Consider the following 25037-nt stretch of genomic DNA (forward strand, 5'->3'; position numbering starts at 1 on the left):
TATGCGTGAGTCATTAATCAAATCGATTCTATTACATCTGGGTATTATTGGTTTTTTAATTGGATCAGCTAGTTTTCATTTACCTACTCCTAAGGTAATGGAAGTAACTTTGAATCCAGCTATGCCTGAGCCAGAAAAGGCTGTTTCAGCAGTTACGGTAGACCAACAAAAGGTTGAACAAAAAATTGCTGAGTTAAAAAAGCAAGAAGAAGCGAAAAAACAAGCTGAAGCAAAGCGTCTTCGTGATCTTGAACGACGTGCCAATGATGCGCGCAAGCAACGTGAAGCGGAAGACCGTCGACTTAAAAAGCTAGAACAACAGCGCCGCGCTAAAGAGAAAGAAAAAGCAGAAGCCGAAGCACAAGCGAAAAAAGCACGTGAAATTCAGCAAAAAGAACGTGCTAAAGCGCAACAAGCCGAAAAGCAAAAGCAAGAAGCTGAAGCAGCAGCAAAAGCTGCAGCAGAAAAGCGCAAAGCTGAAGAAGAGGCGTTAAAGAAAGCGGAAGAAGAACGTAAGCGTAAAGCTGCCGAAGCAGAAGCTGAACGTAAACGCAAAGAAGCCGAAGCCGAGCGTAAACGCCAGCAAGCATTGCAAGAGCAGATGTTGCAAGAGCAGTTAGCTGCTGAGCAAGCTGCACGAAATAAAGTTCGTCAACAGCAAATTGTAAGTGAAGTCGACAAATACAAAGCCTTAATAATGGCACGTATTCAGCAAACTTTACTTATCGATGAAAAGATGAAGAATAAACAATGTCGTGTAAATATTCGTCTTGGCTTTAATGGCTTAGTAACACAAGTTAAGTCATTAGGTGGTGATAAATTAGTGTGTGAAGCTGCGCTTCGAGCTGTTCGTATGGCAGATACACTCCCGGTATCACCTGATAAAGACGTATTTGAGCAACTTAAAAATATTAATTTAACAATCAAGCCAGAATTCTAAAGGAATGATATGTTCAACCAGATAAAAACAGCATGTTTTATTGTATTACTGGGCTTTCATGGCATCGCCAGTGCTGCACTAGAAATTGTTATTACCGAAGGTGTTGATGGTGCACGTCCGATTGCGGTTGTGCCATTTCAATACAATGGGGTTATCCCATCCCTGAAAAGTTAAGTACTGTTATTGCAGCAGACTTAATGCGTAGTGGTAAATTTAAACCTATTGATGTAGCAACAATGCCTCAATTACCAGCAACTGATACTGACGTTGACTATGCTGCATGGGTTAATAAAGGTGTTGAAGCCGTTCTTGTTGGTCAAGTTGAACAACAGCCAGGTGGACGTTACTTAGTTAAGTATGAGCTTATTGATGTTATTCGTGGTCAGATCACGGGTGGTCAAACACAGATGATGAGTAACGGTAAGTTAGTTAAAAGCCAAGACCATATTCTTGATGCAAGAGAAAGTGTAATAGCTGAAACGGGTTTCCGCCGCTACGCTCACCGCATCAGTGATGTTGTATACGAAGCTTTAACTGGCGAAAAAGGTGCATTCTTAACGAAGATTGCCTACGTTATTGTGAGAGAAAATCAGGCAATGCCTTATCAGTTAGTCGTTGCTGATTATGATGGTTTTAATGAGCAAGTATTACTTCGCTCGAAAGAACCATTAATGTCACCGGCATGGTCACCAGATGGTACTAAGCTTGCGTATGTAACATTTGAAAATCGTCAAAGCCAAATTTACATTCAAGATTTATACACGGGTAAACGCGAGCTGATCACAAGTCACCCTGGTATTAATGGTGCGCCACAGTTCTCACCTGATGGCAAAAAGCTACTATTAGTGCTCTCTAAAGACCGCAATGGTGCAACAGAAGTATATGTTTTAGACCTTGCAACTCGCAAAGAAAGACGCCTTACAAATCACCGTAGTATAGATACTGAACCATCTTGGTTCCCTAATGGGCAAGATATTGTGTTTACGTCTGAAAGGGGTGGTAATGCCCAGATTTATAAGTTAAATTTGCAAACTGGTAGGTCAAAACGCATGACGTTTGACGGAGATATGAACCTAGCAGGTTCGGTTTCTCCAGATGGAAAAGAATTAGTGATGGTGAACCGTACCAACGGTCAATACCATCTTGCTAAGAAAGAGCTAGCTACAGGTGCGTTCCAAGTATTAACTAGAACACGCCTTGATGAATCGCCGAGTATCGCACCAAACGGCTCGATGATTATCTACAGCACGCTTCATAATAATAAACAGGTGTTGGCGTTAGTTTCTATGGATGGTCGCTTTAAAGCACGCTTACCTGTGCTAGACGGACAAGTTAAGGCACCGGCTTGGTCGCCTTATTTACAGTAATTATACTGGTTTACTCAATATAGGAATCAATTAAATGCAACTTAATAAAACTTTAAAAGGTTTGCTAATTGCTGTGCCAGTGATGACATTAGCGGCGTGTAGCTCTTCTTCAGGTGTTGATGAAGGTGCTGCAAACCAATCTAACCAAGGTATGGTTGAGCAATCAAACAACACTGATACTGTTGAAGTTGCAACGCTTACTCCAGAGCAACAAGCTGAAGAAGCACTTCGTGAAAAATACGAAGCGTTACGTCAAGAGCAAATCATTTACTTTGGTTTTGATAACGCAAAAATCCAAAGCAAGTATGCTGAACTATTGCAAGCACACGCTGAATTCTTAGTACAAAACCCTTCAGTTAAAGTACTAATCGAAGGTCACGCTGATGAGCGCGGTACGCCTGAGTACAACATCGCACTAGGCGAGCACCGTGGTCAAGCAGTAGAAAAATACTTACAAAGTTTAGGTGTTTCTGCTAGCCAAATGTCAGTAGTGAGCTATGGTGAAGAGAAGCCAATGGTTAAGTCTCGCACTGAAGAAGCGTTCGCGAAGAACCGTCGCGCAGTATTAGTTTACTAATAAAGAGTCATTATGAAGCCGAAAATTATTTTGGCAGCAATGATCTAAGCGGGAGCACCCAGTTATGGGCTGCTCCCGCTCCTGTTTCAGAAGCTGCAAGCTCGCAATCGAGCATTGAGAAGCGTTTAGTCGCTTTAGAAAACATGATGAAGTCACGTAATTTATTGCAAGCTGAGCTTCAGCAGCAGCTTAATATTTTACAAGACGAAGTGAGCCAAGTACGTGGTATTACAGAAGAGCAAAGCTATAAGCTTGAAAAAGTACTGCAACGTCAGCGTGAGCTATATCAAGAAATTGAGAACCGAGTTAGCCAAGCTTATAGCCAGCCTGCTGCAACACAAACTCAACCTACAAATACTTATACAGATGTAGGTGCATCACAGGCAATCAGTTCAGACTTATCTGAAAACGAAGCTTATGAGCGTGCAGTGGCGTTAATCATGAAAGATAAACGTTATGAGCAAGCAATTCCTGAGTTTCAAGCATTCTTAACGACATACCCAAATTCAGTGTATGCATCTAATGCGCATTATTGGTTAGGTCAGCTGTTAACTATTCAAAACGATCAAGCAGGTGCGACTGAGCACTTTAAAGTTGTTGTGAATGAATACCCTAATTCTAATAAGCGCCCAGATGCAATGTTAAAGTTAGGAAACTTATTAGCGGATCAAGGTTTAGGCGAGCAAGCCCTTAAAACCTTTAATGATTTAATTAATCAGTACCCAAGTACTACCGCTGCTAAATTAGCCACAGAACGTCTGTCGCAAATGTAGATTTGACCTGATTAGACTGCTTTTTGACATAAGCGGTCTAAAATTAGGCAACTAGACATAAAAACTTAAAAAAAGAGATATTTTCTGTTGCACTCAGCATTTAAATAAGTATTATAAGCGCCCGCAGCAGGCGATTGGTAACAACAGCCAAAATGCGGAAAAAAGAGCGGGTCATTAGCTCAGTTGGTAGAGCAGTGGACTTTTAATCCATTGGTCGATGGTTCAAGTCCATCATGACCCACCATTCTCTTAGAATGGTAATCTTTAATCGACGGATTTACGTATAGCTTTTATAAGCAATTAGAGCGGGTCATTAGCTCAGTTGGTAGAGCAGTGGACTTTTAATCCATTGGTCGATGGTTCAAGTCCATCATGACCCACCATTCTTTGAATGGTTCTATATCGGCGGATTTACGCAGCTTTTTACAAGCATCAGAGCGGGTCATTAGCTCAGTTGGTAGAGCAGTGGACTTTTAATCCATTGGTCGATGGTTCAAGTCCATCATGACCCACCATTCTTTTTGAATGGTCTTATATCGGCGGATTTACGCAGCTTATTACAAGCATCAGAGCGGGTCATTAGCTCAGTTGGTAGAGCAGTGGACTTTTAATCCATTGGTCGATGGTTCAAGTCCATCATGACCCACCATTCTTTTTGAATGGTCTTATATCGGCGGATTTACGCAGCTTATTACAAGCATCAGAGCGGGTCATTAGCTCAGTTGGTAGAGCAGTGGACTTTTAATCCATTGGTCGATGGTTCAAGTCCATCATGACCCACCATTCTTTTGAATGGTCTTATATCGGCGGATTTACGTAGCTTATTACAAGCATCAGAGCGGGTCATTAGCTCAGTTGGTAGAGCAGTGGACTTTTAATCCATTGGTCGATGGTTCAAGTCCATCATGACCCACCATTCTTCGAATGGTCTTATATCGGCGGATTTACGCATCAAAATATCCAGAGCGGGTCATTAGCTCAGTTGGTAGAGCAGTGGACTTTTAATCCATTGGTCGATGGTTCAAGTCCATCATGACCCACCATTCTTCGAATGGTCTCATATCGGCGGATTTACGTATCAAAATATCCAGAGCGGGTCATTAGCTCAGTTGGTAGAGCAGTGGACTTTTAATCCATTGGTCGATGGTTCAAGTCCATCATGACCCACCATTCCTGATTTATCTTTTCTTTCTAAGTTATCCTTTATTTATCTTAACAGCTCACAGCAATACTGTTCATTAGCTTAAGATTCTCGTATAATTCGCGCCATGAATGCACTGTGGACTAAGTGGTCGAGAAATGAGTCTAGCTGAACAAATTATGCCTGAAGATTATATCTTCCCTCCAAAGCCAGCTCCGTTATCAAAAGACGAGCAAGCTGAGTATAAGGCACGTATCAAACAATTATTAAAAGACAAGAACGCGGTTCTTGTTGCCCATTATTACACTGATCCTGAAATTCAAGCACTAGCTGAAGAAACAGGCGGTTGTGTTGCTGACTCGCTAGAAATGGCGCGTTTTGGCGCTAAGCACGACGCAGATGTAATTGTGGTAGCCGGTGTTCGCTTTATGGGCGAAACAGCAAAAATCCTAACGCCAAATAAAACAGTTGTTATGCCAACGCTTGCTGCAACGTGTTCATTAGACGTAGGTTGCCCAATTGAAGAATTCTCAGCGTTTTGTGATCAGCACCCTGATCGCAAGGTAGTAGTATATGCAAATACATCAACCGCTGTTAAAGCGCGTGCAGATTGGATTGTGACTTCTTCATGTGCCCTAGAAATCGTTGAGCACCTTGATGAGCAAGGCGAAAAAATCATTTGGGGTCCAGATAAACACTTAGGTTCTTACATTCAAAAGAACACAGGTGCAGACATGATCATGTGGAATGGCGCCTGTATCGTTCATGACGAGTTTAAAACCAAAGCACTTAAGGATATGAAAGCCTTACACCCAGATGCGGCTGTATTGGTTCACCCAGAGTCTCCTGCGGAGATTGTAGCCTTAGCTGATGCGGTTGGCTCAACAAGCCAACTAATCAAAGCAGCGCAAACTATGGACAACAAAAAGTTCATCGTAGCGACTGACCGTGGCATTTTCTACAAAATGCAGCAGTTATGCCCAGAGAAAGAATTCTTTGAAGCACCAACTGCAGGTGAAGGCGCAACATGTAAAAGCTGCGCACATTGCCCGTGGATGGCAATGAATGGCTTAAAAGCGATTGAAGAAGCACTGACAGACCCAGAAGGTAAAGAAGTGTTTGTTGATATGGACTTACGCGAAGGCGCATTAAAGTCGCTTAACCGTATGTTAGATTTTTCAGCAACGCTTCAACGCTAAGAACGAGATATCTATTTACAAAAGGCAAGGTGTTTACCTTGCCTTTTTTGTTTGATTACTAATCACTTAGCAGCACAATTTTAAAAAGCCCTTGCGTCTGTAGGGTTGTTTTCATACTATAACGCCGCTGCTAAACTCTAAGCAGCGCTTTAGGTGACGTGTCCGAGTGGCTGAAGGAGCACGCCTGGAAAGTGTGTATACGGCAACGTATCGAGAGTTCGAATCTCTCCGTCACCGCCATTATTCAATATCAAGACGTCTCATGACGTCTTTTTTATTTCTGCAAAGTAAATAAAATCAATTATTTGTCATCTTATGGTGTCTTATCCCGTCTCATTGAAGCGCAAAATTTTAGTTGCCCATATGGTATTCCTAATATTTGGTGCCATAATCAGGTATACCAACATGCAAATTTTTATCGATTATGCCTAAAACAATAAAGCCTTTATCTAATAATGAAGTTAAGAATGCTAAACCTAGAGAAAAAGATTATGTGCTTTCTGATGGAAAGGGTTTACAGCTAAGAGTTCGTCAAAATGGTTCGAAACAATGGAACTTTAACTACTATCACCCAATAACTAAAAAACGTATAAATATGGGGTTGGGTACATATCCAGATTTAAGCTTAGTAAATGCGAGAAAGCTTGCTCAAGATGCAAGAGAATTAATCCTGTTCGATATTGATCCAAAAGAGCAGAGAGAAACCGCCCGAAGAGAAAAGTTAGCTCAAGAGGAACTGACTTTAGAAAAAGTTGCTAATGAGTGGTTTGAGTTTTCGAGTAAAGGTTTGTCTAAAAATTATTGCGATGATATGTGGCGATTCTTTAGGCAATCATATCTTTCCTAAGTTAGGAAAGCACCCAATTGGAAAGTTGACAGCACCACTTGTTAGCAGCGTATTAGACCCACTTGCCAAGGATGATAGATTAGAAACTGTTAAACGTCTTTGCGAAAGGCTCAATAGGGTAATGGTTTTTGCGATGAACAAAAACTACATTACAGTTAACCCTATAGCGGGAATTAAAGCTAACTACAGTTCACCAAAAAGAGTTCATATGCCCACTCTTAAACCAGATGAATTACCAGAGCTTATGCAAACACTGGCAAATGCCAGTATCAAGCATATAACTCGATTTCTAATAGAGTGGCAACTTCACACCCTCACGCGACCAGGGGAAGCTGCGGGGACTCGCTGGGATGAAATTGATTTAGATAAAAAAGAATGGACTATTCCTGCTAGTCGCATGAAGATGAGAAAAGAGCATGTGATCCCACTGTCTAAACAAGCCCTACAGCTATTAGAAGCAATTAAACCTCTATCAGGCCATAGAGAGTTTGTATTTCCATCAGACCGAGATCCTAAAAAGCATATTAATAATGAATCAGCAAATGTTGCTTTAAGGCGAATGGGGTTTCAAGGTCGTTTAGTTAGTCATGGTATTCGGTCCCTAGGGAGCACGACACTGAATGAAAAGGGATTTAACCCTGATGTGATTGAAGCAGCCTTAGCCCATGTTGATAAGAACCAAGTAAGGGCAGCATATAATCGAAGCGATTATTATGAAAAACGCAGAGAGTTAATGAGCTGGTGGAGTGATCATATTGAAAAAGCCTCGCAAGGCTCAGTTTCTATTCTGAGTATAAATAAAAAGACATTGGTTAGGTAATAGATAAGGGAATATATAAATGGCTCTAACACAAATGCAAATCATTCAGTCTCTTGGTGAAGCTATGAGTTGGTTAGAAAGAGAGTTAAGCTGGAATGTCCCCCCAACAGAACTTAGACACTTAACGGGTAGGATAGGAGAGCTTTATGCTGCACTAATCACGAATGACCGTATGGCAACTGAAGTTAACCAGGCTGGCTATGATGTGGTATCTAGTACTGGTGAAAGAGTATCAGTCAAAACAACTGCTAAGATGAGTGCAAGCGGTCATATAAGCTTTAATACAAATACATTAGAGCTGGTTGAACGTATCATTATTCTGAGAATCAACACTGAGGAAATGCAGGTTGAAACCTTATTAGATACTTCTGTTGCAGCAGCAAAATTATTAATGAATATAGGTCCAACAGGCAAGAGTACTATTGCTGTAAGCAAACTATTGAGTTCGCCAGTTCTGCAGCGTAACTTATTAAAAGTCAAAGAAGTACTGTGGCAGAATTACAAAATAGTTGAGCTTGAAAATGGTAGTATTGAAGTAGTTTTGAATGAAGAGCTTGTCTCTCCGAGTAAACCATACTTACGTGAAATCGCTAAGAAATTAGGTGTATCAATATTGAATGGTAATGGAAATCCGCTCAATACCAGACAGCTTGGCTCTATGTTGATTAAGGAATTGGCTATTTAATGGCTAATATCATTGCTTGAATGAATACACATAAAAAGTTACATTAAATTTAAATTAATAAAATAAAGCAGGGAATATGAGCGATTTAGTGAAATGTAAAGAGTGTAAACTGACATTTGATTTGGATGAGTATGATAACTGTCCGGATTGTGAGGTTGATTTAATAAAGTGTGAAGTATGCGAGCATAAGTTTAACTTTAGGCTAGCAAGTTGCCCTTATTGTGATGAGCATAAAGTGCCAGAAGGTACTGAATGCGAATTTTGCGAAAAAGCTGCTGTACGTTATTTACAAAGCAACCCGGTTTGTGAAGATCATTATCAACTTTAAATTAAAGCCCATCTAAATGGCTTATTTACTGATCAAATAAGCCATTAATTTAAATCCACTCAGGTACCAAGAAATTTCGCTTCTCGTAAATACACCTTTTTAATCCAAAGCTCACCTCTTAAAACTTCAGTTATCCCACAATTTAAAACTATAAAATAGTATGGATTTCTATTTCACTTAGTGTTATTTTAAAGATTTTTATTAAAAAATAATAAGTTAACCACGGAGCGGTTTATTCATTATAAGCCGCAGTAACAGGATTTAGTTTATGCGCTTAAAAGAAGCACTCTGCGTTTTATACAAACTGGCTGTAGTAAAAGGATTGTAATCAATCATGTCACTCTCCACGCTGGATTTAAAAGAAGAATACCGAACTGGCGAAGCGAATCTTGTTGCTGACTTTTATCTTCCTTGCCTTAATAAAAGTGATGTTTATAAGCGTTCAGTTGGTTACTTCAGTTCTACAGTATTTCTTCTTATTGGCCCTGAGCTGATAAACTTTGCTCGCAAAGGCGGGAAAATTCAGCTCGTTTGCTCGCCGTCTTTATCTGCAGCAGATATTGATGCTTTAGAACAGGGTTATGGGAGTAACCTTCAAAAAGTTAACCAAGAAATTATTCACACAGTTGATACTTTATTAAGTGATCCTCGATTAATAAAAAACACAGAAGCTTTGGCAACACTTATCAAGTTGAATATTATGCATGTAAAAATAGCATTCAGGAAAAATTCAACAGGTATTTACCATGAAAAACTTGGGGTATTAACGAATAATACTACTTCAGTCTCTTTTAAAGGTTCGGTAAACGAAACATGGAGTGGTTGGCACGAGCGAGGTAATTATGAATCACTAGATGTATTTTGCAGCTGGAAGGATGGAAGAGATGAGCGGCAAGTAGAGCGGCATAAAAAATATTTTGAAAAACTATGGACTAATCAAGTTGAAGAGCTTGAGATAATCGATTTTCCTTTAGTAGCAAAAAATAGATTAGAGTCAAAAGCTTATAACTCTCTAGATGATATAGATGTAGAAGAGCTTACTGATTACTTTTCGCTTGGTAATGAATATGAAAAGAAAAAGTCATTATCTCCATCAAATAAGAGAAAACCCCTACCCCACCAGGAAGCTGCTTTAGAGGGATGGAAAGCGCAAAATTGCCAAGGTATTTTTGAACATGCCACAGGTAGCGGTAAAACTTTTACAGCACTAACTGCTTTAAAGGAGCATCTGTTAAACGGTGGGGTTGCAATTGTTCTTGTTCCTGACCGTCTTTTACATAAACAATGGGCTGATGAAATAAAACAAGAGTTGCCTGAAGCTATAATTTTGAAAGCTGGTGATGGCCATAACCGTTGGCGAAAAAATCGGAGGCTCTATCATTTTACTCAACCAGGGGAAGATCTTGGGCAAAGGGTTGTTTTAGCTACCATGCCAACAGCAAGATTAACTGATTTCATCAATGGACTTGCTGACGGAAGTCATCTTATGGTGGTTGCAGATGAAGTGCATGAAATCGGAAGTAACGAAAATTCTAAAGCGCTGTCTATTCGAGCTGGTAAAAAGCTTGGTCTTAGCGCAACACCTACTAGGTATAGTGATTCAGTTGGGACACAAAAAATAATTGATTATTTTGGTTCTATAGTTCAACCACCCTTTACCTTAATAGATGCAATCAAAAGTGGCAGGCTGGTTGAGTATGAATATTTGCCTGAAGCCATAAGGTTTACAGTTGAAGAATCAGAGGCCTGGGAAACTGCAACTAAAGAAATTTCCAGGGAGTTTGCTCGCTCAAAAAGAGATGACACTGGTAAGCCTATCCCTTCAACAAAATTGCAGAATATGTTAATTCAAAGAGCGCGCATTGCAAAAAAAGCAAAAGCAAAAGTGTCTTATGCAATTAAAACAATTATTGAAAATTATAAAGATGGTGAAAGTTGGCTTATTTACTGTGAAGACCAGTACCAGTTAAAAGAGGTAATGGAAGCTCTTATTCTCAAAGGCTACTCACCTTGTGAATACCATACAAACATGGAAGGTGATCCTGCAGCATCATTAGACTGGTTTAAACAATTTGGAGGAATAATGGTTTCTATTCGCTGTTTAGATCAAGGCGTGGATATTCCAAAAATTTCTCATGCAATTATTTTAGCATCATCACAAAACCCAAGACAATTTATCCAGAGAAGGGGGAGGGTATTACGAACTTGCCCTGGTAAATATCAAGCAGTAATTTTTGACGCTGTAATGGTTCCTGTTTGTCTAGAAAGTGAACCAGGACAATTATCGTTGCTAAAAAGTGAGCTGCAAAGAAGTATTCAGTTTTCAAAAACAGCCATTAATAAATCTGGTTCAAACAAGTTAATTAATATTGCTATTGAGTTAGGTATTGATCCTGAAGAAGTAGGATTATTAGACTCTGATGGTATAGAGGAAGAAACCTTATGACACATGAAAGCGATCCACTTACAGTCCTGTTAGCTCTAAATTCAAAGCTAAATCTAGCATTAGATGAACAGCTAATTAAAGATTGTTATCAAGTACAAAAAGATTATCAATACGATAAAGATTGAAATACTCTAGATAAAATCAAAGCAATAGTTGAAGAGTCCGTAGTTGCAGAACAAGGAAGCAAGTTAATATGAAACTTCAAGAAATCGTAATTCAAAACTTTATGCCATACAAAGGAGAGCAGAAAATTGAATTCCCACAGCATGATACTCAAAATGTGATGTTACTTTTTGGGGATAACATGCGAGGTAAAACAAGCTTTTTGAACTCAATACGTTGGGGGTTCTATGGGTTAGCTTTGGGTTCGACATATGCGGCTAATTCCACGGCTTAATTTGATTAATAGTATTGCGGCATCAGAAGGTGACTGGAGTATGTCGATTAAGCTTAAATTTAGTCATGAGGGAAAGCAATATGAGCTTCGAAGGCAGCTGAACAAAAAAGAGCATGTTTCTATACCAAGAAACGATGGTGATTTTGAAGAGTCAATAGGGTTAAAAATTGATAACCAAGTTATAAATGGTGACTCAATAATTAATGAAATTAACCAAGTAACACCTGAAGAAATATCACGTTTTTTCTTGTTTGATGGTGAGCTACTTCAAGAGTATGAAAATCTGCTTGTTGAACAGAGTGAGCAAGGCGAGAAAATTAAAGAGCACATAGAGCAAGCTTTGGGTGTACCAGCCTTAGTTAATGGCAGAAATGAATTTTCGAAATTATTAACAGATGCTAGAAGAGTACAAACCAGAGACGCTAAAAACTCTTCAGATGCCAAAACCTATGCAGAGCAGCAAAGAGTGAATGAGGCAAAACAAGTAACTTTAGAAAAAGATATACAAGATTTTGAAATACAACAGCGTGATATTCAAAAGCAAATAGATGATATTGAAGAAGAGCTAAAAAACACTGAAGCTGTGCAAAGAAAAAAATATGAGTTAGATGCATTAAAAGCACAACTCAAAAAGGTTGAAGAGCAACTCGCATATGATGCGGATGAACAAAGAAAGTTATTTAAGGATGCTTGGAAAGATGTTTTATTTAAAGGAGTTGAGCCATTAGTAGCTAGCTTGCAAACAAAGCGGAACTCTTTAATGACAGCGGCAAATAATAAAGCTGTACTAGATTCTAAAATATCAGAATTGCAAAAAAGCTTAGCGAACCCAGTTTGCCCTACTTGTACTCAAACTATTCCACAACAAGAACTTGATGGTATAAAAGCCAAGATAGAAGAACTAAAAGCTGAAGCCGAGTTGTCCTTGGTAAATCTTGATGATGTTACGGGCATAAATCTTCAAATAGATAAATTAACTAAAGTTAAGTCGCATAATGAATGTAGCCGAATTTGCGAATTAGTTACTAAAAGAAGAAAAGCTCAAGTATCTGTAATACAAATTGAGACCCAGATTGATGAAATTCAAGAAGAGATTAGAGGGTTTGATACTGAACAGATTATGCGACAAAGAGAAAAAAAAGATAGGCTTGGTAACCAATTGTTTAAGCTTGAAAGTGATATAAAAGAAACAAAAATTCAACTTAATAAGTTGTCAGAAAAGCAAGCTCACATATCTTCTTTAATATCAAAAAGTTCAGGGAGTGAAAAACAATCAAGTACTATTCGCGTCAACCTTTACCAGAACTTAGAGATTGTATTTAAAGCAGGTATCAACGAGTTAAGAGATGCTTTAAGAGGACAAGTTGAGACATTTGCTTCAAATGCATTCAGTCAGCTTACTACAGAAAAAACGTATGCTGGATTAGAAATAAATAGCAATTATGGTTTATCTATTCTTGATCATACCGGTAATGTACTTAAAGAGCGTAGTGCAGGTGCGGAGCAAATTGTTGCTTTATCTTTAATTGATGGTCTAAATAAAACAGCTAGAAAAAGCGGTCCAATTGTTATGGATACACCTCTAGGTCGTTTAGATCCTAACCACAGAAGTAATGTACTTAAATACTTACCTAAAATGGCAGAACAAGTTGTATTACTTGTACATGAGGGCGAAATCGATCCAAGTCGCGATTTATCCAACTTTGCTGAGCGTATTGGAGTACGCTATCAAATCCAAAGAATTTCGGCTACAGAGTCACGCATAGTAAGGAGTAACTAATGAATGAGCCTAATCGTATAGGGTTAACACCATTAACATCACAACAATTAGATGAGTTGTTAATGGAATTAAATCCGAGTGAAGATGCCAAAAATGAAACATATAAATTAATTAAGTTTGACATTTATAGGCTCGCTGTTGCTTTAGGTATAAAGGAGAATAAACTTCCTAAGCCACTGGAGGATAAAAGTAACTCAGTATTTAGGGTAAGTGAATTAGACCCAGATAAAACATTATATACAGTGGTCGAATGCTTAGGTATGCACTCAAAAGAGGTGTCAATATACAGCTATATCGAGCAACTAGCTGAGCAAGGTATAAAAGAGTTTTATCAGCAATACCAGGCAACAGGTGAGCTACCTTACGCTGAATATTTTTCGGATAGGATTTAAGGTATGTCAGCACTAAAGATGTTTTTTTGTATTGTAAATGATAATGGTTCTTTTGATGTGACGGTTCATCGAGAACTTAACTCGATCTACACTTTGTGGAGCAACGAAAAAATGTTTAATAAGGTCGGTATTATACATATTGGCTTTATGCGTCCAAAGGTACCGAGTTATGAGGAAATCGAACACTTCAAGGAAAGTATACTTGTTTCTTCAAGTGTAAAGTGGGCATTACCTATAGAGTACCGAACAAGTAACAAGGTCGTGAATAATAGTAAAATACCTCTTTATCAACTGCTATCAGGCTTTGGTTACGATATTGGGGTAGAGGATGACCTCCCTGTAACGGAAAATGGAGGACAGGAAACTAGCACTATGGTAGAAGCAAATCACACGATTGCTTCTGCGGCTTTAGAAGTCTTGGAGACAGCATCTCGACCTATGTCTAAAGAGGAGATCTACGGACATATCATAGATTGTAACCTTTTCAATTTTGGTGCAAAAAAGCCAATTAATGTTTTGAATGTTGAGTTGAATAGGCACTGTAAAGGTACTGACTATAGTAATTCATCATCAGATAAAATATTTGGAAAAACTAGCAATGGAATGTTTTATGCACTAAGTGCTAAAAAGGAATTTACTGGTTGGTTAAAAGTATTACAAGATGAAAACCCTAGTTTAGAAAGTGAATGTTTAAAGTTACTTATTTTTGATGACAAAACCTTTTTAGAGAATAGACATAAATTTATTGATCAAGTTAGCCGCGAACTAGATTTTATAAGGTTTGAACAGCTAAAAAAAGATATAGATTTAACAGACCCCTGTCAGCTAATACCAATTTTACCACTTCCAATTTTAGATGAAAGCATTGAGCAATTAGATTTAACTGTAAGGGTAACTAATGTTTTTAAAATACAGGGAATTTTTTATCTGAGAGATGCTGTAGGCTTAACGTATGTTGATATGTTGACATGACCTTTAATTTTGGGAAGAAATCTGCAAAGGATTTTTGCAAACTACTTTTAATAAAGTTAAGAAAATTTTTCGATAAACCTGCTCATATACCAAATGGTATTCCAGACAAGGTTACCGAATCTGTGGGAGAACAGTCTTTAGCTGAGAATTCAATAGAGGATATACCAGATAAGACTAGCGAACCAGTGGGAGACCAGTCGTTAGGTGAAAGTTCAATAGAAGATATACCACTAAAGCAACATTTCGAAAACTCAATGGCAACACTTACTGATAAAGCAAGGCTTATTCTCCAATATAGAACAGCCTACAGAGAACCAATAAAAACATTAGATGAAATTGGGGGAATTATAGGGGTTAGTCGGGAGCGCATACGTCAAATTCAGAAAATGAACATTGATAAAATCATAAGAAATGAATATTGGGATGATTTAATTGCTATTAAAATTGGGAATTTACTAATAGATAGAATTGAGCCTCTATATCTTGAGATGTTAGAAGTTGAAGATAAATGGTTCGCAGGTTTTATTGGTAACTATCGTCATTTAGCTGCGATCATAAAACTTTTTTCCGAGAATCAAATTCAGCTATTAACTATAAATGATGCAGTAGTGATCTCAAGGGTTAACCAAGATAATTGGGATAATCTTATTAGTGGTTTCAGAAAGTCATTAAAGGCTAAAGCAGGCGAGTGCCGCTGGACTAAAGATGATATAAATCTAATATTCAAAGCAGAGCTGGAAAATAGAGGCGCGGTAGAGCTTTTACCTGTTCTTTGGAGCACTTTTGATGATAGCTTACAATTTAATACTGAAGATAAAGTATTAATTGCTTATGGTAAAACAGGTGAAAGTGCAGTTTATACTGTTCTTCAACAAGCTGAGGCACCATTACATTACAGTGAAGTCGCAGTTAGAGCAACCGCTGTAATGGGGCGTAAAGTCGAAGAGCGTTTAGCTCATGGCTCATTACCTAAGCTGGGAGCAAAACTGTTTGGACGTGGTATTTATGGTTTACCTAAATTTAATCCTATTTCGGATTTAATATGTAAACACATTCGCACAGTTGTTAGCAAAATGATGTATGAAGGTCCTCTAGCAAAACAGTGGCACGTGACAGAATTACTCTCATATTTAAAAGAAAAATTCCCCTCGTTACCTGAAGATTTAAACCTTTATATTCTTAATATTATTCTTGAGGATTGTGACGAACTTACTTATTTAAATAAAAATGTTTGGGCTAGAGCTGACTCAGGGCAAAAACCAACAGATTCGAGTTGATATGGCTGATGCATTTACCAAAATATTAGAAGACGCAGGAAAGCCATTAAAGGGTAAAGAAATTAAAGCTCGATTAGAGGCTACTAGGGGAGTTCATGAAGCATTGCAGCTACAACCAACAGATAGAATGCTGCAAGTGATTCAGATACATGGGGGCTTTACGAAAGAGACATAAATATTGACTCTGAAAACATCACTCAGTACTTAGATGCGCTTCATAGCTACTTGAAGAGTGAACAAAGAGGTATTCATGTTACTGAGGTCGAAGACTTTTTAGATAAAATAAACTTAGGTTTAGAATTACCAGAAAGTTACACCTTACTTAGTCTTGCGCAACGAGATGAGCGGTTTTACCTTGGTCGCTCTATGTTTTTGGGCCTTGTAGAGTGGGGGGAAGATACACGCCGCTATACAAATGCGCAGGCTGTGAGAAAAATATTAGATGAAATGACTAAGCCAATGAGTATTATGGAAATCAATGCAAAAGTACATTCTTTAACTGGAATTGATACAGCTACAACTGTAACGGGGATTTTGATTAACGAAGGTGCAAAGTATTACAAAGAGCAACGACTTTGGTTTAAAGAATGAAAGTTGATATTTAATTATTGCCATGCAAAAACCAAGTGGCGATGTAATCAGCACAAACTTACGTTCCAACCTCCCAGCACAACTTGCTTTGCGAGTTAAAAATAGTCTGAAAGCTGTGTGATCCTCGATGAACAAGATGCAGAAGTGCTAAACGGTAAAGGGGATGCTTACCTTAAATTAGAAGGGAAGTTGGTTAGGATACAGTGTGCAAGAGTTCAATTATAAATTTAGGGCCTGAAAAGCTATGAACGATACTATAGAAATTGATGCAATAAAGATTGAATATAACGAAGGTGAGTATTACTTAGCTAGTTTCTGTGCGAAGGAGTTATTTAAGCTTACTACTGTAACTAGAGCTGAAGAAGATCCTGAAGCGGGCTATCAGCGAACTTTAAGTAAGGGGCGAGTTAATAAAATTGCGACATATTTAGATGATGGAAATATGATACCTGGATCTTTGATTTTAAGTTCTACAGCTGAAAATGCTAATTATAATGAAAAGAAAAAGAAACTAACTATTGAAAAACTAAATTCAAGTTTATTAGTGATTGATGGGCAGCATAGGTTGTATGGTGCTTATAAAAGTAAAGAAGATATATATCTTCCTGTATGTATATTCTTTGGTTTGAACAAGAGTACAGAAGTACAATATTTTTTAGATGTTAATGGTCACCAAATGGGCGTGCCTAAAACCTTACGTCTTGAATTAGAAAAGTTTACTGCTGACGAAAATAGTGAGGAGTTTTTGCTTAAAGTTTTGTTTGATGAGCTGGATTATAATCCTCAATCGCCGCTTTCCGGAAAAATGTCGAGGACTAAAAGTGTAAGCGGGAAGCTTTCTCATGTGGCTTTTCAAAACGCAATGAAGCCAATTTTAACCAAAGCTCCGTTTAATGTTTTTACTCTTGAACAAAAGAAAAAAGTTTTAATCAACTTTATGTTAGCGTTAGAGGTAATTACCACAGAAATTTTTGGTGACAATAAAAAAGTTGCAAATTCGGCTTTTTTCCAAGCGATAATGAGCTGTTTTATGGATATATGTCATGTTGTAGAGTCTAAATTTGGTGGGTACAAGCAGAATTATTTCGAAAAAGCCCTTGAGCCAATTTCTAACATAAATTGGGATTTACATTCTGGAACAAATAAGTCGGCAATTAAGAATTTAGCCCAAGAAGTCGTTTCAGCCGTAACAATGAAAGTTACTATTAGTGATGATCAATTTTAGTCATGCCTGTAAATTTCATAAAGAATCCGATTTTACAAAATTTAGATCGTGTAGGGTTCAAGAGAGTAGATAAAGATTTTACTCCCCATCCCCGTGATACTTTGAAAGAAATATTACTTACAGGTGAAGGTGTAGATGTAACTATTTTCAGTGAGCGTGAGTTCGAATTAAAAATTTCAGAGAGGTTGTATTCAAAAATTATAGCTACTGATTTTTACTTTTCTTATCAAAAAGTACAGAAGCATATGAAAAGTTTCCTCGGTCCATCAGTTAAACATTTACCAGAAACTTGGTTGATAGTTGGAGCATATTACTCAGCTTTTTATTCTGCTATTGAGCTTTCTCGTTTGTTTGGTATTTACAATCTTTATTTAAAAAAAGAGCACTGTAACTCTATTGCATCATATGTAGCGGGTGATAATAAAATTGATAGAGGGAATTATATTGGTGTTGTGAGTGCTGATATTGATAAATATATATCAATCAGGTTCTCTTCAAAAGAAAAGAGTCCTCCTCATGAATTAGCGTGGAGTAACCTTTTAAATATTCTTAATAAACACAACATTAATGATGTTAGGGATACTAAAGTAGAGATTCTAAAATTATGTAAATCTATACTTAATTCTAGTTCGACTATGATAAGTACCCCTAATAATGTGAGAAATGACTGGAACTATTCTTTTCCTAATGCTTACTCAGCTGATTTTTGTAGCGATTTAGCTGATTTAAAGTCCTATTTAACGCCCAGCAGTAGGATAAATATCACTAATTGGCCACGAATATATAAAAAACAAACAACTAAACAAAAGAATGTTTATTCGGTTATATATTTAGAATCAATTCTACGACAAGTGATGTCCGATGTTAACTCTAAGCTATATGAGCTTTAGCGGGCGCTTATAGCGGTATAAAAACTAATCCCACGATTCAAATGTAACTTAACAAAGTCGCCAAAGTGCACACTTTCTAATTGTGCACTTTGTTTATGATAAGCTTCACGCAGCACAGCTAAATACACATCGGCATATTCGCCGGCAAACACCTTCCAGCTCATTTCTACGTTACTGTCTGATGGAATTTCTTCAACAGGGGGGATTGAATCTTCAGCAAGCGACATACACAAAGCCCAACGGCACAATACGTTCCAGTTTTCGATACCTGTTTTACTTTTTAGGCGAACGAGTTGCTGCTTTTGTTTTTCAGAGAGTTTAATAGAGTCAATTGTATGGAGTGTGGTATTCATAAAAAGTACCCCTCAGTAAAGGTTGAGGTTTGTTCTTGCTCGTTATAACTAATGTGATATTCACGGCAAATAGCAGGTTTTAATTGCGTGTAGTATTGCCCTGTTATTTCTTCATCGGTTGATAATAAAATCACTTGTCTTGACGCTTTAGGGAAGTAGTTATTAATTAACTTAGTACGGTGTTTACCATCTAAACGCCCCAGTGGTGTATCGATCACGGTTGGTATTTCTTTACCTGAAGCTTCAGCTAATCCCCACAAAATAGCGATGGCGAGTAACTGCCTTTCACCTGCTGATAATCGGCTTGGCGACATAGGGTTTTTATTGGTATCGAGTAACTTCAGTTTAAATGAATCAGGGCAAATTTTAACGCCGGTAATTAAGTTGTTTTTACGAGAAAGGTCAAAAAATTTAACAGCTATATGTTCTTCAAGCCCTTTTACATTTTCTAGTATTAACTCATCAGCAAATGACTTCATGGTATTTTTTAGCTTAACAATGTGTTCAGCTACTTGAATTGAACGCTTTTGCTCAAATGTGTCTTTGCTTTGCTGGGTTAGTAGGTTTGCATAGCGAGTGTTTAATACTTCGTCGCGTGCTTGCGCTTGCTGTAACAACTGTTGTTTTTGCTTTATTAAAACAAAATCGTTTTTAAGCTTGGCTTCAAGCCCTGCAAGTTCGCTCAATAAATGTTGTACAGTTTCGTAATCAGGAATTGACTCTAATTTTTTATCAAAAAGAGCTTGTTGCTCCAGGAGCTCTTCGCGTGATTTTAGCAAGTTTGAACGCTCTAGCTTATCTTGCGCAATTTTTTCATCAAGTCCATTAAAAATAGCCCCGTTACTGCCAATGTAGCATTCTGTATTTGCGAGCTCTTCACGCTCTTGAGCTAAGGTAGCCATTTTATTATTGAGCGCTTTTAGTGCCCTTTGTGGCACATTTTCGTTAATAAGTGTTTGTGTAATAGTGGTTTCGTACTCAGTAATAGCACTTTGAATAACATTGGCTTGTACTGCTTGCTCTTCTTTTTTAATTTGTGCTTGTGTACTTGCAATTAAATTAGGTATTAAGCCAAGTGGTCCACACCCAGCATCCAATTTTACGCGCTCGGCTAAATTGGTTTTGAGTTTTTCTTCAATAGCGCCTAGTTCAAACTTTATAGAGTCGCGCTCTTCAATTAAGTGAGCACCTGCAGAGCGAACCTTTTGACGTGCCTTATTAATACTTAAATTAGTATCGCTTGCACGTTTTTCGATACTTGCAATTTCTGTTTTAAGGTTTGAAACAAGTGTTGATTGGTCGCCAATTTCAGCCTCTAAGGCTTCAACTTTGGCAATAATGCTGCTTTCTAAATTATCGCTTTTACGTTTACGTTCAACATTATTTAAATCAATATGCAGTTGTGAAAGTAGATCAAGACCAAGTAAGTTTTCAATACCTGTTTTTATTAAATCGGCGCTTCTGTCTGGGTGTGCAAGGTTTTCGATTTTTTCGCCATCAAAAAAGAATAAGTCTGACAAGCTAAGTGGAATAAATTCATTTACAAACTCATCCCAGTATTGGCTTAGGTGGCTATCTTCTTCTTTATTACAATAAACTGTTACTTTGTCTTTAACGTCTTTTGTGTTGGTTTTCCAATTACGTACTACAACAAACTCTTTGGTTGTGGTATCGGTTGTGTGTGCAAACGTAAGTGAAATTTCGACAGTATCGTGATCGCCAACATAACGGTTTTTAGTGCTACTTAAAAAGCTGCTATAAGACTGATGCCCACGGTTAGAACATTTTGCATGTTTACCATAAAGCACCAGTTGCAATGCATCCAGAAAGGTTGTTTTACCGCCGCCGTTTAAACCACCAAATAAAATAATAGGTTTATCCTTTGCTGTGGTTAAATCGACTTCGTGTCGCCCCTGATAAATACCGAAGTTCTCGAGGGTAAGTTGTTTAATTATCATCGTGTACCTCTTCAAAATCGATAAGCAGAGAGCTGTAGCCTTGTTCTTTTATCGACTTAGTTACCATGATGATTTTTTCTTGAATTGCAGCTTTATCATCTTCAGTTAAATTAGGAGAATTGTTTAGTTGTATTTGTAAGCGATGGCGTTCGCGCTCTAATGCAAATTGCTTTGCTTCAAATAAGTTATTAAACGCGCCTTTATCGAGGCTTTGTGCAAGCTCGTCAGAGAGTTTTGCTCTGCGTAATTGGTTTTTATGCTTATTAGCAATGCTCATTACTGAGCGCATTTGTTGGTATAGTAAACCGTCTTCGTCGCCTTGCTCTTGGCAATGCGCTTTTAATTTATTCAGTACGTCTAAATTAAGAATAGGGTGGTGCGCGCGTTGTTTACCTGGGTATTCTTTTTTAAGTACTTTTTGGTAAATTTTTGGCACGCTGTCTTCTGCTTCGTGCTTTTCTTCTAGCCAAATTCGACGAATTTCTTCTAGGTCTTCAAGTGGCAGTAGTTCAAGATCTTTAACTTCTTCGTATTCAAGTTGTTGTACAGCCACTTGGGCTTCTAATACTTTACCTAGCAAATGTTCTCTGAAAGATTGAATATATGGGCCAGGCACTAAATCAGCCCCGTGTTTAGATACATGCACGGTTAGATTTCCGTTCATGCGTCTAAAGTCACGATTGGCTTTATCGCGAGTTAACTTCTCAATTTTTTTAGCGCGGTTGGCGTCGTTTACTTCAATCTCATTGCGAAGTGCTACAAGTGGATACATCCACTCTTTTTCATCGTCGTTAGCAATCATGGCATTCATTGATTTATCTTCAGATACCATAGTACACACGTAACAACCAAAACGGCTATCACCACAACTTTGCGTTGATTTATCAACAACAAGTGGACATTCGCCACCTTCTGTAGCGCCTTGATACATACCCATTAAGTCATGATTTGGGAAGTTCCATGGATTATCTATGCTGTTTAAATACACCCAAACATCGTCGTTACTCCAGCTAGCAATAGGGGTGTAAACCCACACGCGCTCAAGTGATCCGTTTTCGGTTAAACCAAGCGCCTTACGTGTATTGGTAGTAGAACTTTCAAAACGCTCCATACTTGCTGCACGGGCTGTACTTTCGGCTTTACGTGTGCCAAGTACTAAAATAGCCTCGCCGTTTTTATCAGCCATGTTTTGTATAAACGTATTTGATGGCGATATTTTTAAACGATCTGTACACCATCTAAACTTATAACGAGGAGCTGGGTAACCTTTACCAATTAAGTTAACCCAAAAGCGGTCTTTAACTGCTGGAGTTAAGCGATGAGGAACAATTGGTAAACCTTGCTCGTCTGCTTGTTCTTTCATGCGCTGCAGAGACTTACCTACCCACATTGCTACAATTGGATTTTCTACAAGGGTATCTGTACTAATTACATGTACTTTCTTCTCGCATTTACCTTCTTGTGCTAGCTCTTGCAGGGCATACCATGTGAGCTGCAATATTGCGGTTGAATCTTTACCGCCGCTGTAACCAATTACCCAAGGGATTGAGTCGCTTTGGTAAAGCATTTTTATATGATCGATGCTCTGGCGAATCGAGCTTTTTAAGCCTGTTTCGCCAAGGTCGAATGGAACTGTACATCTTTATCAGTAGCCATTTCGTTCCTCTTGGAATTTTGCTTCTTCAGTTTGTTCTTTCAAAGAAAGTGCTATGTTTAGTTGCGTTTTTATCTTAGCTATAGTTAATAAAGCAGCGTTATTATTGTGCATCATACGTCCTTGACTGATACAGCGCCCTTCCCAATTGCTTTTGTTTGTGCGGCGCCAGTCAATCTTTTTTAATTTCTTTAATGTTTGTTTATAGCTTTTTTGTGCTAATAATTCATGACCAATCATTCCTAAGCATTTAAGAACAATTGCAGAAAAATTTACATATTCTTTTCTGTCATTAGCTGGCATTTCGTGGTTTTTTGCAAGCGACCAAGTATTTAAATTTGCAGCAACACAGTCCCAATACTCGACTGCTTTTTTTATACAGATTTGCAAATTATCTTCGTTTACATTAGGGAATAGCTCTATATTCGCAGCATGCAATGAGCTGTGCTTAAATAGTTTTGAAGAGCGAGGGCCTAAGTTACCATCTTCAAAGCTGATTACCCCATTAAAAAAATCACATTGTTTTGCAACTGCATTGGTTAGTAGTTCTTGTGGAGAGTTACCAAATAAAACACCGTAAGATTTACCTGTTTTGACGGGAAATAAGTTCAAATCACGAAATATCTTTTGTCTTTGTTGTAATGTTTTACCTATATAAAAAACAACTGATATATGCTCATTTTCAAGAGTAGGGTCTTTTTCTAAAGCATCTTTAATAGCAGCAGTTCTATGTTGTCCATCTGTAATGTAGAATTCAGCATCTTCATCAACTAATAATGTACCAATATTTTTACCTGGGCCGTCTTCTTCTGTAGGAACGAAAGAGCACTCCCCAGCTATACAAGCTGTTAACGACGAAAAGGTATAGTCGTCTCGATTTGAACGAATATAGTTACTGATCTGAGGAATTCTATTTGGGTTCAAACTTCTTTGCGCCCGATCCTCTGGCAATAAGTTGGTCTCATCAAATGTAAATATTCGTTTTAACCTTTTAAGAGGACACATAACAGTGTAATACTCTTTTTCTGCTTGTATTCCACGAATGGCTGGAAAAGAGATTCCAGATATAATTTGGTTCATAATAAAAAACCTTTAAACAAAGTTCGTACGTTTTTTTTATTTGTACGTACGTACAGAATAGTCGAGACATTCTAAATCATCTTGTGTATAAAGTCTCGTGTAAAAATTAAAAAGGAGCTAACTTGTCTATTTATCTTGATATGAACGCAACATCTCCAGTATCAAAAGAAGTTGCGAACTTAGTGTATAAACTAATGGTTGAAGAATATGGCAATGCTGGCAGCCGTACTCATGAATTTGGTGCAAACGCTAAAAAAACCGTTGAAAAAGCACGCAAGCAAGTAGCAGATATAGTTGACGCAGACAAGTCTGAAGTGATTTTTACTAGTGGCGCAACCGAAAGCAATAATATTGCAATCTTAGGCTTAAAAGCGTTTGGTGAAGGGAATAACAAAAAGCACATCATTACAACTCGAATAGAGCATAAAGCAGTTTTAGAGCCAATTGAGCACTTAGAGAAAAGCGGTTTTACCGTAAGTTATTTAGAAGTTGATAAAAGCGGCATTATAAATCCAGAAGAGCTCAAAACGCTTCTAAGAGAAGAAACTTGTTTAGTTTCGATAATGCACGTTAACAATGAGACTGGCTCTATACAACCTATTGCAGAAATATGTAATGTACTTGAATCACATGAAGCTTACTTGCATGTTGATGCGGCACAAAGCTTTGGTAAGTTGAGTGAAAATTTGAAAAATGAGCGTATCGACTTAATAAGCGCAAGTGGTCATAAAGTATATGCCCCAAAAGGTATCGGCGCATTAATCATGCGAAAGCGTGGCTTTTTAAAGCCGCCATTAAAACCAATTATGTTTGGCGGTGGGCAAGAAAAAGGGCTACGCCCAGGTACTTTAGTGGTGCCTTTGATTGCAGGTTTTGGTTTAGCATGTGAGATTGCACAGAAAAATGCAGCTGCATGGCGTAAGCACGCACAAAACTTGAAAGATGAGTTAGTTCAAGCTTTAAACACACTAGATGCGCAATACAACGGTGAAAATACATCTCCATTTGTACTTAATTTTTCAGTTCCAGATATAAACTCTGAGGCTGCTATGGTGATGCTAAAAGGGATTGCGGCTGTCTCTAATGGCTCAGCATGTACATCATCAAGTTATACGCCTTCACATGTTTTAACGGCAATGAAACTAGATGAGAAACGTATTGCTGGTGCAATTAGGGTTTCATGGGGACATATGACAGAGTCACTGCCTATTACTGAAATAATTGAGAAATTGGAACAGCTAAAGTTATGATGTTGATTCAGTCGATTAATGCTCCGTAGCTAAGATAATCCCCCTTCAACTTCACCTGAAAACAGATAATTAATGAGTAAAGCGATGCTTGCACA

The 25037-nt window shown here is 38.0% G+C and carries 21 protein-coding genes, 9 tRNA genes and 3 pseudogenes; 29 read left to right on the forward strand and 4 right to left on the reverse strand.

All coding sequences use genetic code 11. The features are described from left to right. Position 1 precedes the first annotated feature (1 nt). From tolA to ACRWSG_RS16390, 28 genes and pseudogenes are all read left to right on the forward strand, one after another. Complete coding sequence (gene tolA / locus ACRWSG_RS16255) at positions 2-940, forward strand: cell envelope integrity protein TolA (RefSeq protein WP_054553014.1); 939 nt, start codon at positions 2-4, stop codon at positions 938-940. Between the two features lie 9 nt (positions 941-949). Further along, a pseudogene (gene tolB, locus ACRWSG_RS16260) lies at positions 950-2307 on the forward strand (Tol-Pal system beta propeller repeat protein TolB). A 34-nt stretch (positions 2308-2341) separates the two neighbouring features. After that, positions 2342-2884: a peptidoglycan-associated lipoprotein Pal gene (pal, locus tag ACRWSG_RS16265; protein ID WP_054553016.1), complete on the forward strand. Its 543-nt coding sequence runs from the start codon at positions 2342-2344 to the stop codon at positions 2882-2884. A 12-nt stretch (positions 2885-2896) separates the two neighbouring features. Next, positions 2897-3657, forward strand: a pseudogene (ybgF, locus tag ACRWSG_RS16270) (tol-pal system protein YbgF). Positions 3658-3825: 168 nt separating this feature from the next. Beyond that, a tRNA-Lys gene (locus ACRWSG_RS16275) sits at positions 3826-3901 on the forward strand. Positions 3902-3964: 63 nt separating this feature from the next. Continuing rightward, positions 3965-4040, forward strand: a tRNA-Lys gene (locus tag ACRWSG_RS16280). A gap of 56 nt (positions 4041-4096) precedes the next feature. Continuing rightward, a tRNA-Lys gene (locus ACRWSG_RS16285) sits at positions 4097-4172 on the forward strand. 58 nt (positions 4173-4230) lie between these two features. Continuing rightward, positions 4231-4306: transfer RNA gene (locus ACRWSG_RS16290), tRNA-Lys, on the forward strand. A 58-nt stretch (positions 4307-4364) separates the two neighbouring features. Beyond that, positions 4365-4440: transfer RNA gene (locus tag ACRWSG_RS16295), tRNA-Lys, on the forward strand. A gap of 57 nt (positions 4441-4497) precedes the next feature. Beyond that, positions 4498-4573, forward strand: a tRNA-Lys gene (locus tag ACRWSG_RS16300). Between the two features lie 51 nt (positions 4574-4624). Further along, positions 4625-4700 (forward strand) — tRNA-Lys (locus ACRWSG_RS16305). 51 nt (positions 4701-4751) lie between these two features. Beyond that, positions 4752-4827: transfer RNA gene (locus ACRWSG_RS16310), tRNA-Lys, on the forward strand. 129 nt (positions 4828-4956) lie between these two features. Further along, on the forward strand, positions 4957-5997 hold the full coding sequence (nadA, locus tag ACRWSG_RS16315; protein ID WP_054561293.1) for a quinolinate synthase NadA: 1041 nt from the start codon (positions 4957-4959) through the stop codon (positions 5995-5997). 152 nt (positions 5998-6149) lie between these two features. Next, positions 6150-6237 (forward strand) — tRNA-Ser (locus ACRWSG_RS16320). 184 nt (positions 6238-6421) lie between these two features. After that, positions 6422-7664 (forward strand): annotated as a pseudogene (locus tag ACRWSG_RS16325) (integrase domain-containing protein). A gap of 19 nt (positions 7665-7683) precedes the next feature. Beyond that, positions 7684-8349, forward strand: coding sequence for a DUF6998 domain-containing protein (locus ACRWSG_RS16330; protein ID WP_462166751.1), 666 nt, complete (start codon positions 7684-7686; stop codon positions 8347-8349). 76 nt (positions 8350-8425) lie between these two features. After that, positions 8426-8677 (forward strand): hypothetical protein, encoded by a 252-nt coding sequence (locus ACRWSG_RS16335; RefSeq protein WP_462166752.1) that lies wholly within the window; start codon positions 8426-8428, stop codon positions 8675-8677. Positions 8678-9011: 334 nt separating this feature from the next. Continuing rightward, positions 9012-11123 carry a DEAD/DEAH box helicase family protein gene (locus ACRWSG_RS16340; RefSeq protein ID WP_462166753.1) on the forward strand — a complete coding sequence of 704 codons (2112 nt, stop codon included), beginning with the start codon at positions 9012-9014 and terminating at the stop codon, positions 11121-11123. Next, positions 11120-11248 carry a hypothetical protein gene (locus ACRWSG_RS16345; protein WP_462166754.1) on the forward strand — a complete coding sequence of 43 codons (129 nt, stop codon included), beginning with the start codon at positions 11120-11122 and terminating at the stop codon, positions 11246-11248. The genes ACRWSG_RS16340 and ACRWSG_RS16345 overlap by 4 nt, the downstream gene beginning before the upstream one ends. A 68-nt stretch (positions 11249-11316) precedes the next feature. Beyond that, positions 11317-11520 carry an AAA family ATPase gene (locus tag ACRWSG_RS16350; RefSeq protein ID WP_462166755.1) on the forward strand — a complete coding sequence of 68 codons (204 nt, stop codon included), beginning with the start codon at positions 11317-11319 and terminating at the stop codon, positions 11518-11520. A 40-nt stretch (positions 11521-11560) separates the two neighbouring features. Continuing rightward, a complete protein-coding gene (locus ACRWSG_RS16355) occupies positions 11561-13300 on the forward strand; it encodes a hypothetical protein (protein WP_462166756.1) in 1740 nt (579 codons plus the stop codon). After that, positions 13300-13692: a hypothetical protein gene (locus ACRWSG_RS16360; RefSeq protein ID WP_462166757.1), complete on the forward strand. Its 393-nt coding sequence runs from the start codon at positions 13300-13302 to the stop codon at positions 13690-13692. Before ACRWSG_RS16355 ends, ACRWSG_RS16360 begins: the two co-directional genes overlap by 1 nt. Positions 13693-13695: 3 nt before the next feature. Further along, a complete protein-coding gene (locus ACRWSG_RS16365) occupies positions 13696-14664 on the forward strand; it encodes a hypothetical protein (protein WP_462166758.1) in 969 nt (322 codons plus the stop codon). Next, positions 14661-15941, forward strand: coding sequence for a sigma factor-like helix-turn-helix DNA-binding protein (locus ACRWSG_RS16370; protein WP_462166759.1), 1281 nt, complete (start codon positions 14661-14663; stop codon positions 15939-15941). The genes ACRWSG_RS16365 and ACRWSG_RS16370 overlap by 4 nt, the downstream gene beginning before the upstream one ends. A gap of 1 nt (position 15942) precedes the next feature. Further along, complete coding sequence (locus ACRWSG_RS16375; protein ID WP_462166760.1) at positions 15943-16116, forward strand: hypothetical protein; 174 nt, start codon at positions 15943-15945, stop codon at positions 16114-16116. Positions 16117-16166: 50 nt separating this feature from the next. After that, on the forward strand, positions 16167-16532 hold the full coding sequence (locus tag ACRWSG_RS16380) for a hypothetical protein (protein WP_462166761.1): 366 nt from the start codon (positions 16167-16169) through the stop codon (positions 16530-16532). A gap of 244 nt (positions 16533-16776) precedes the next feature. Then, the gene (locus ACRWSG_RS16385; RefSeq protein ID WP_462166762.1) at positions 16777-17757 is read left to right on the forward strand and encodes a DGQHR domain-containing protein; all 981 of its coding nucleotides are present in this window, start codon (positions 16777-16779) and stop codon (positions 17755-17757) included. A gap of 2 nt (positions 17758-17759) precedes the next feature. Next, on the forward strand, positions 17760-18647 hold the full coding sequence (locus tag ACRWSG_RS16390; protein ID WP_462166764.1) for a hypothetical protein: 888 nt from the start codon (positions 17760-17762) through the stop codon (positions 18645-18647). Here the strand turns inward: ACRWSG_RS16390 and dndE are convergent. The 4 genes from dndE to dndB all read right to left on the reverse strand — a co-directional run bounded on the left by dndE (position 18644) and on the right by dndB (position 23692). Continuing rightward, positions 18644-19000, reverse strand: a complete 357-nt coding sequence (dndE, locus tag ACRWSG_RS16395; protein WP_462166765.1) for a DNA sulfur modification protein DndE — start codon at positions 18998-19000, stop codon at positions 18644-18646. The genes ACRWSG_RS16390 and dndE overlap by 4 nt on opposite strands. After that, positions 18997-20958, reverse strand: a complete 1962-nt coding sequence (gene dndD / locus ACRWSG_RS16400) for a DNA sulfur modification protein DndD (protein WP_462166766.1) — start codon at positions 20956-20958, stop codon at positions 18997-18999. The genes dndE and dndD overlap by 4 nt, the downstream gene beginning before the upstream one ends. After that, positions 20948-22525, reverse strand: a complete 1578-nt coding sequence (gene dndC / locus ACRWSG_RS16405) for a DNA phosphorothioation system sulfurtransferase DndC (protein WP_462166767.1) — start codon at positions 22523-22525, stop codon at positions 20948-20950. Before dndC ends, dndD begins: the two co-directional genes overlap by 11 nt. Positions 22526-22603: 78 nt before the next feature. Continuing rightward, positions 22604-23692: a DNA sulfur modification protein DndB gene (gene dndB / locus ACRWSG_RS16410; RefSeq protein WP_462166768.1), complete on the reverse strand. Its 1089-nt coding sequence runs from the start codon at positions 23690-23692 to the stop codon at positions 22604-22606. Positions 23693-23814: 122 nt separating this feature from the next. On the opposite strand from dndB, the gene dndA reads away from it, so the two are divergent. Further along, complete coding sequence (gene dndA, locus ACRWSG_RS16415; protein WP_462166769.1) at positions 23815-24942, forward strand: cysteine desulfurase DndA; 1128 nt, start codon at positions 23815-23817, stop codon at positions 24940-24942. Positions 24943-25037 lie beyond the last annotated feature (95 nt).

The organism is Pseudoalteromonas sp. GB43, assembly GCF_054923805.1.

Bases quoted from the DNA above. Each gene is read 5' to 3' on its own strand.
- tolA (WP_054553014.1), top strand. From the start codon at position 2: ATGCGTGAGTCATTAATCAAATCGATTCTATTACATCTGGGTATTATT.
- pal (WP_054553016.1), top strand. From the start codon at position 2,342: ATGCAACTTAATAAAACTTTAAAAGGTTTGCTAATTGCTGTGCCAGTG.
- nadA (WP_054561293.1), top strand. From the start codon at position 4,957: ATGAGTCTAGCTGAACAAATTATGCCTGAAGATTATATCTTCCCTCCA.
- ACRWSG_RS16330 (WP_462166751.1), top strand. From the start codon at position 7,684: ATGGCTCTAACACAAATGCAAATCATTCAGTCTCTTGGTGAAGCTATG.
- ACRWSG_RS16335 (WP_462166752.1), top strand. From the start codon at position 8,426: ATGAGCGATTTAGTGAAATGTAAAGAGTGTAAACTGACATTTGATTTG.
- ACRWSG_RS16340 (WP_462166753.1), top strand. From the start codon at position 9,012: ATGTCACTCTCCACGCTGGATTTAAAAGAAGAATACCGAACTGGCGAA.
- ACRWSG_RS16345 (WP_462166754.1), top strand. From the start codon at position 11,120: ATGACACATGAAAGCGATCCACTTACAGTCCTGTTAGCTCTAAATTCA.
- ACRWSG_RS16350 (WP_462166755.1), top strand. From the start codon at position 11,317: ATGAAACTTCAAGAAATCGTAATTCAAAACTTTATGCCATACAAAGGA.
- ACRWSG_RS16355 (WP_462166756.1), top strand. From the start codon at position 11,561: ATGTCGATTAAGCTTAAATTTAGTCATGAGGGAAAGCAATATGAGCTT.
- ACRWSG_RS16360 (WP_462166757.1), top strand. From the start codon at position 13,300: ATGAATGAGCCTAATCGTATAGGGTTAACACCATTAACATCACAACAA.
- ACRWSG_RS16365 (WP_462166758.1), top strand. From the start codon at position 13,696: ATGTCAGCACTAAAGATGTTTTTTTGTATTGTAAATGATAATGGTTCT.
- ACRWSG_RS16370 (WP_462166759.1), top strand. From the start codon at position 14,661: ATGACCTTTAATTTTGGGAAGAAATCTGCAAAGGATTTTTGCAAACTA.
- ACRWSG_RS16375 (WP_462166760.1), top strand. From the start codon at position 15,943: ATGGCTGATGCATTTACCAAAATATTAGAAGACGCAGGAAAGCCATTA.
- ACRWSG_RS16385 (WP_462166762.1), top strand. From the start codon at position 16,777: ATGAACGATACTATAGAAATTGATGCAATAAAGATTGAATATAACGAA.
- ACRWSG_RS16390 (WP_462166764.1), top strand. From the start codon at position 17,760: ATGCCTGTAAATTTCATAAAGAATCCGATTTTACAAAATTTAGATCGT.
- dndE (WP_462166765.1), bottom strand. From the start codon at position 19,000: ATGAATACCACACTCCATACAATTGACTCTATTAAACTCTCTGAAAAA.
- dndD (WP_462166766.1), bottom strand. From the start codon at position 20,958: ATGATAATTAAACAACTTACCCTCGAGAACTTCGGTATTTATCAGGGG.
- dndC (WP_462166767.1), bottom strand. From the start codon at position 22,525: ATGCTTTACCAAAGCGACTCAATCCCTTGGGTAATTGGTTACAGCGGC.
- dndB (WP_462166768.1), bottom strand. From the start codon at position 23,692: ATGAACCAAATTATATCTGGAATCTCTTTTCCAGCCATTCGTGGAATA.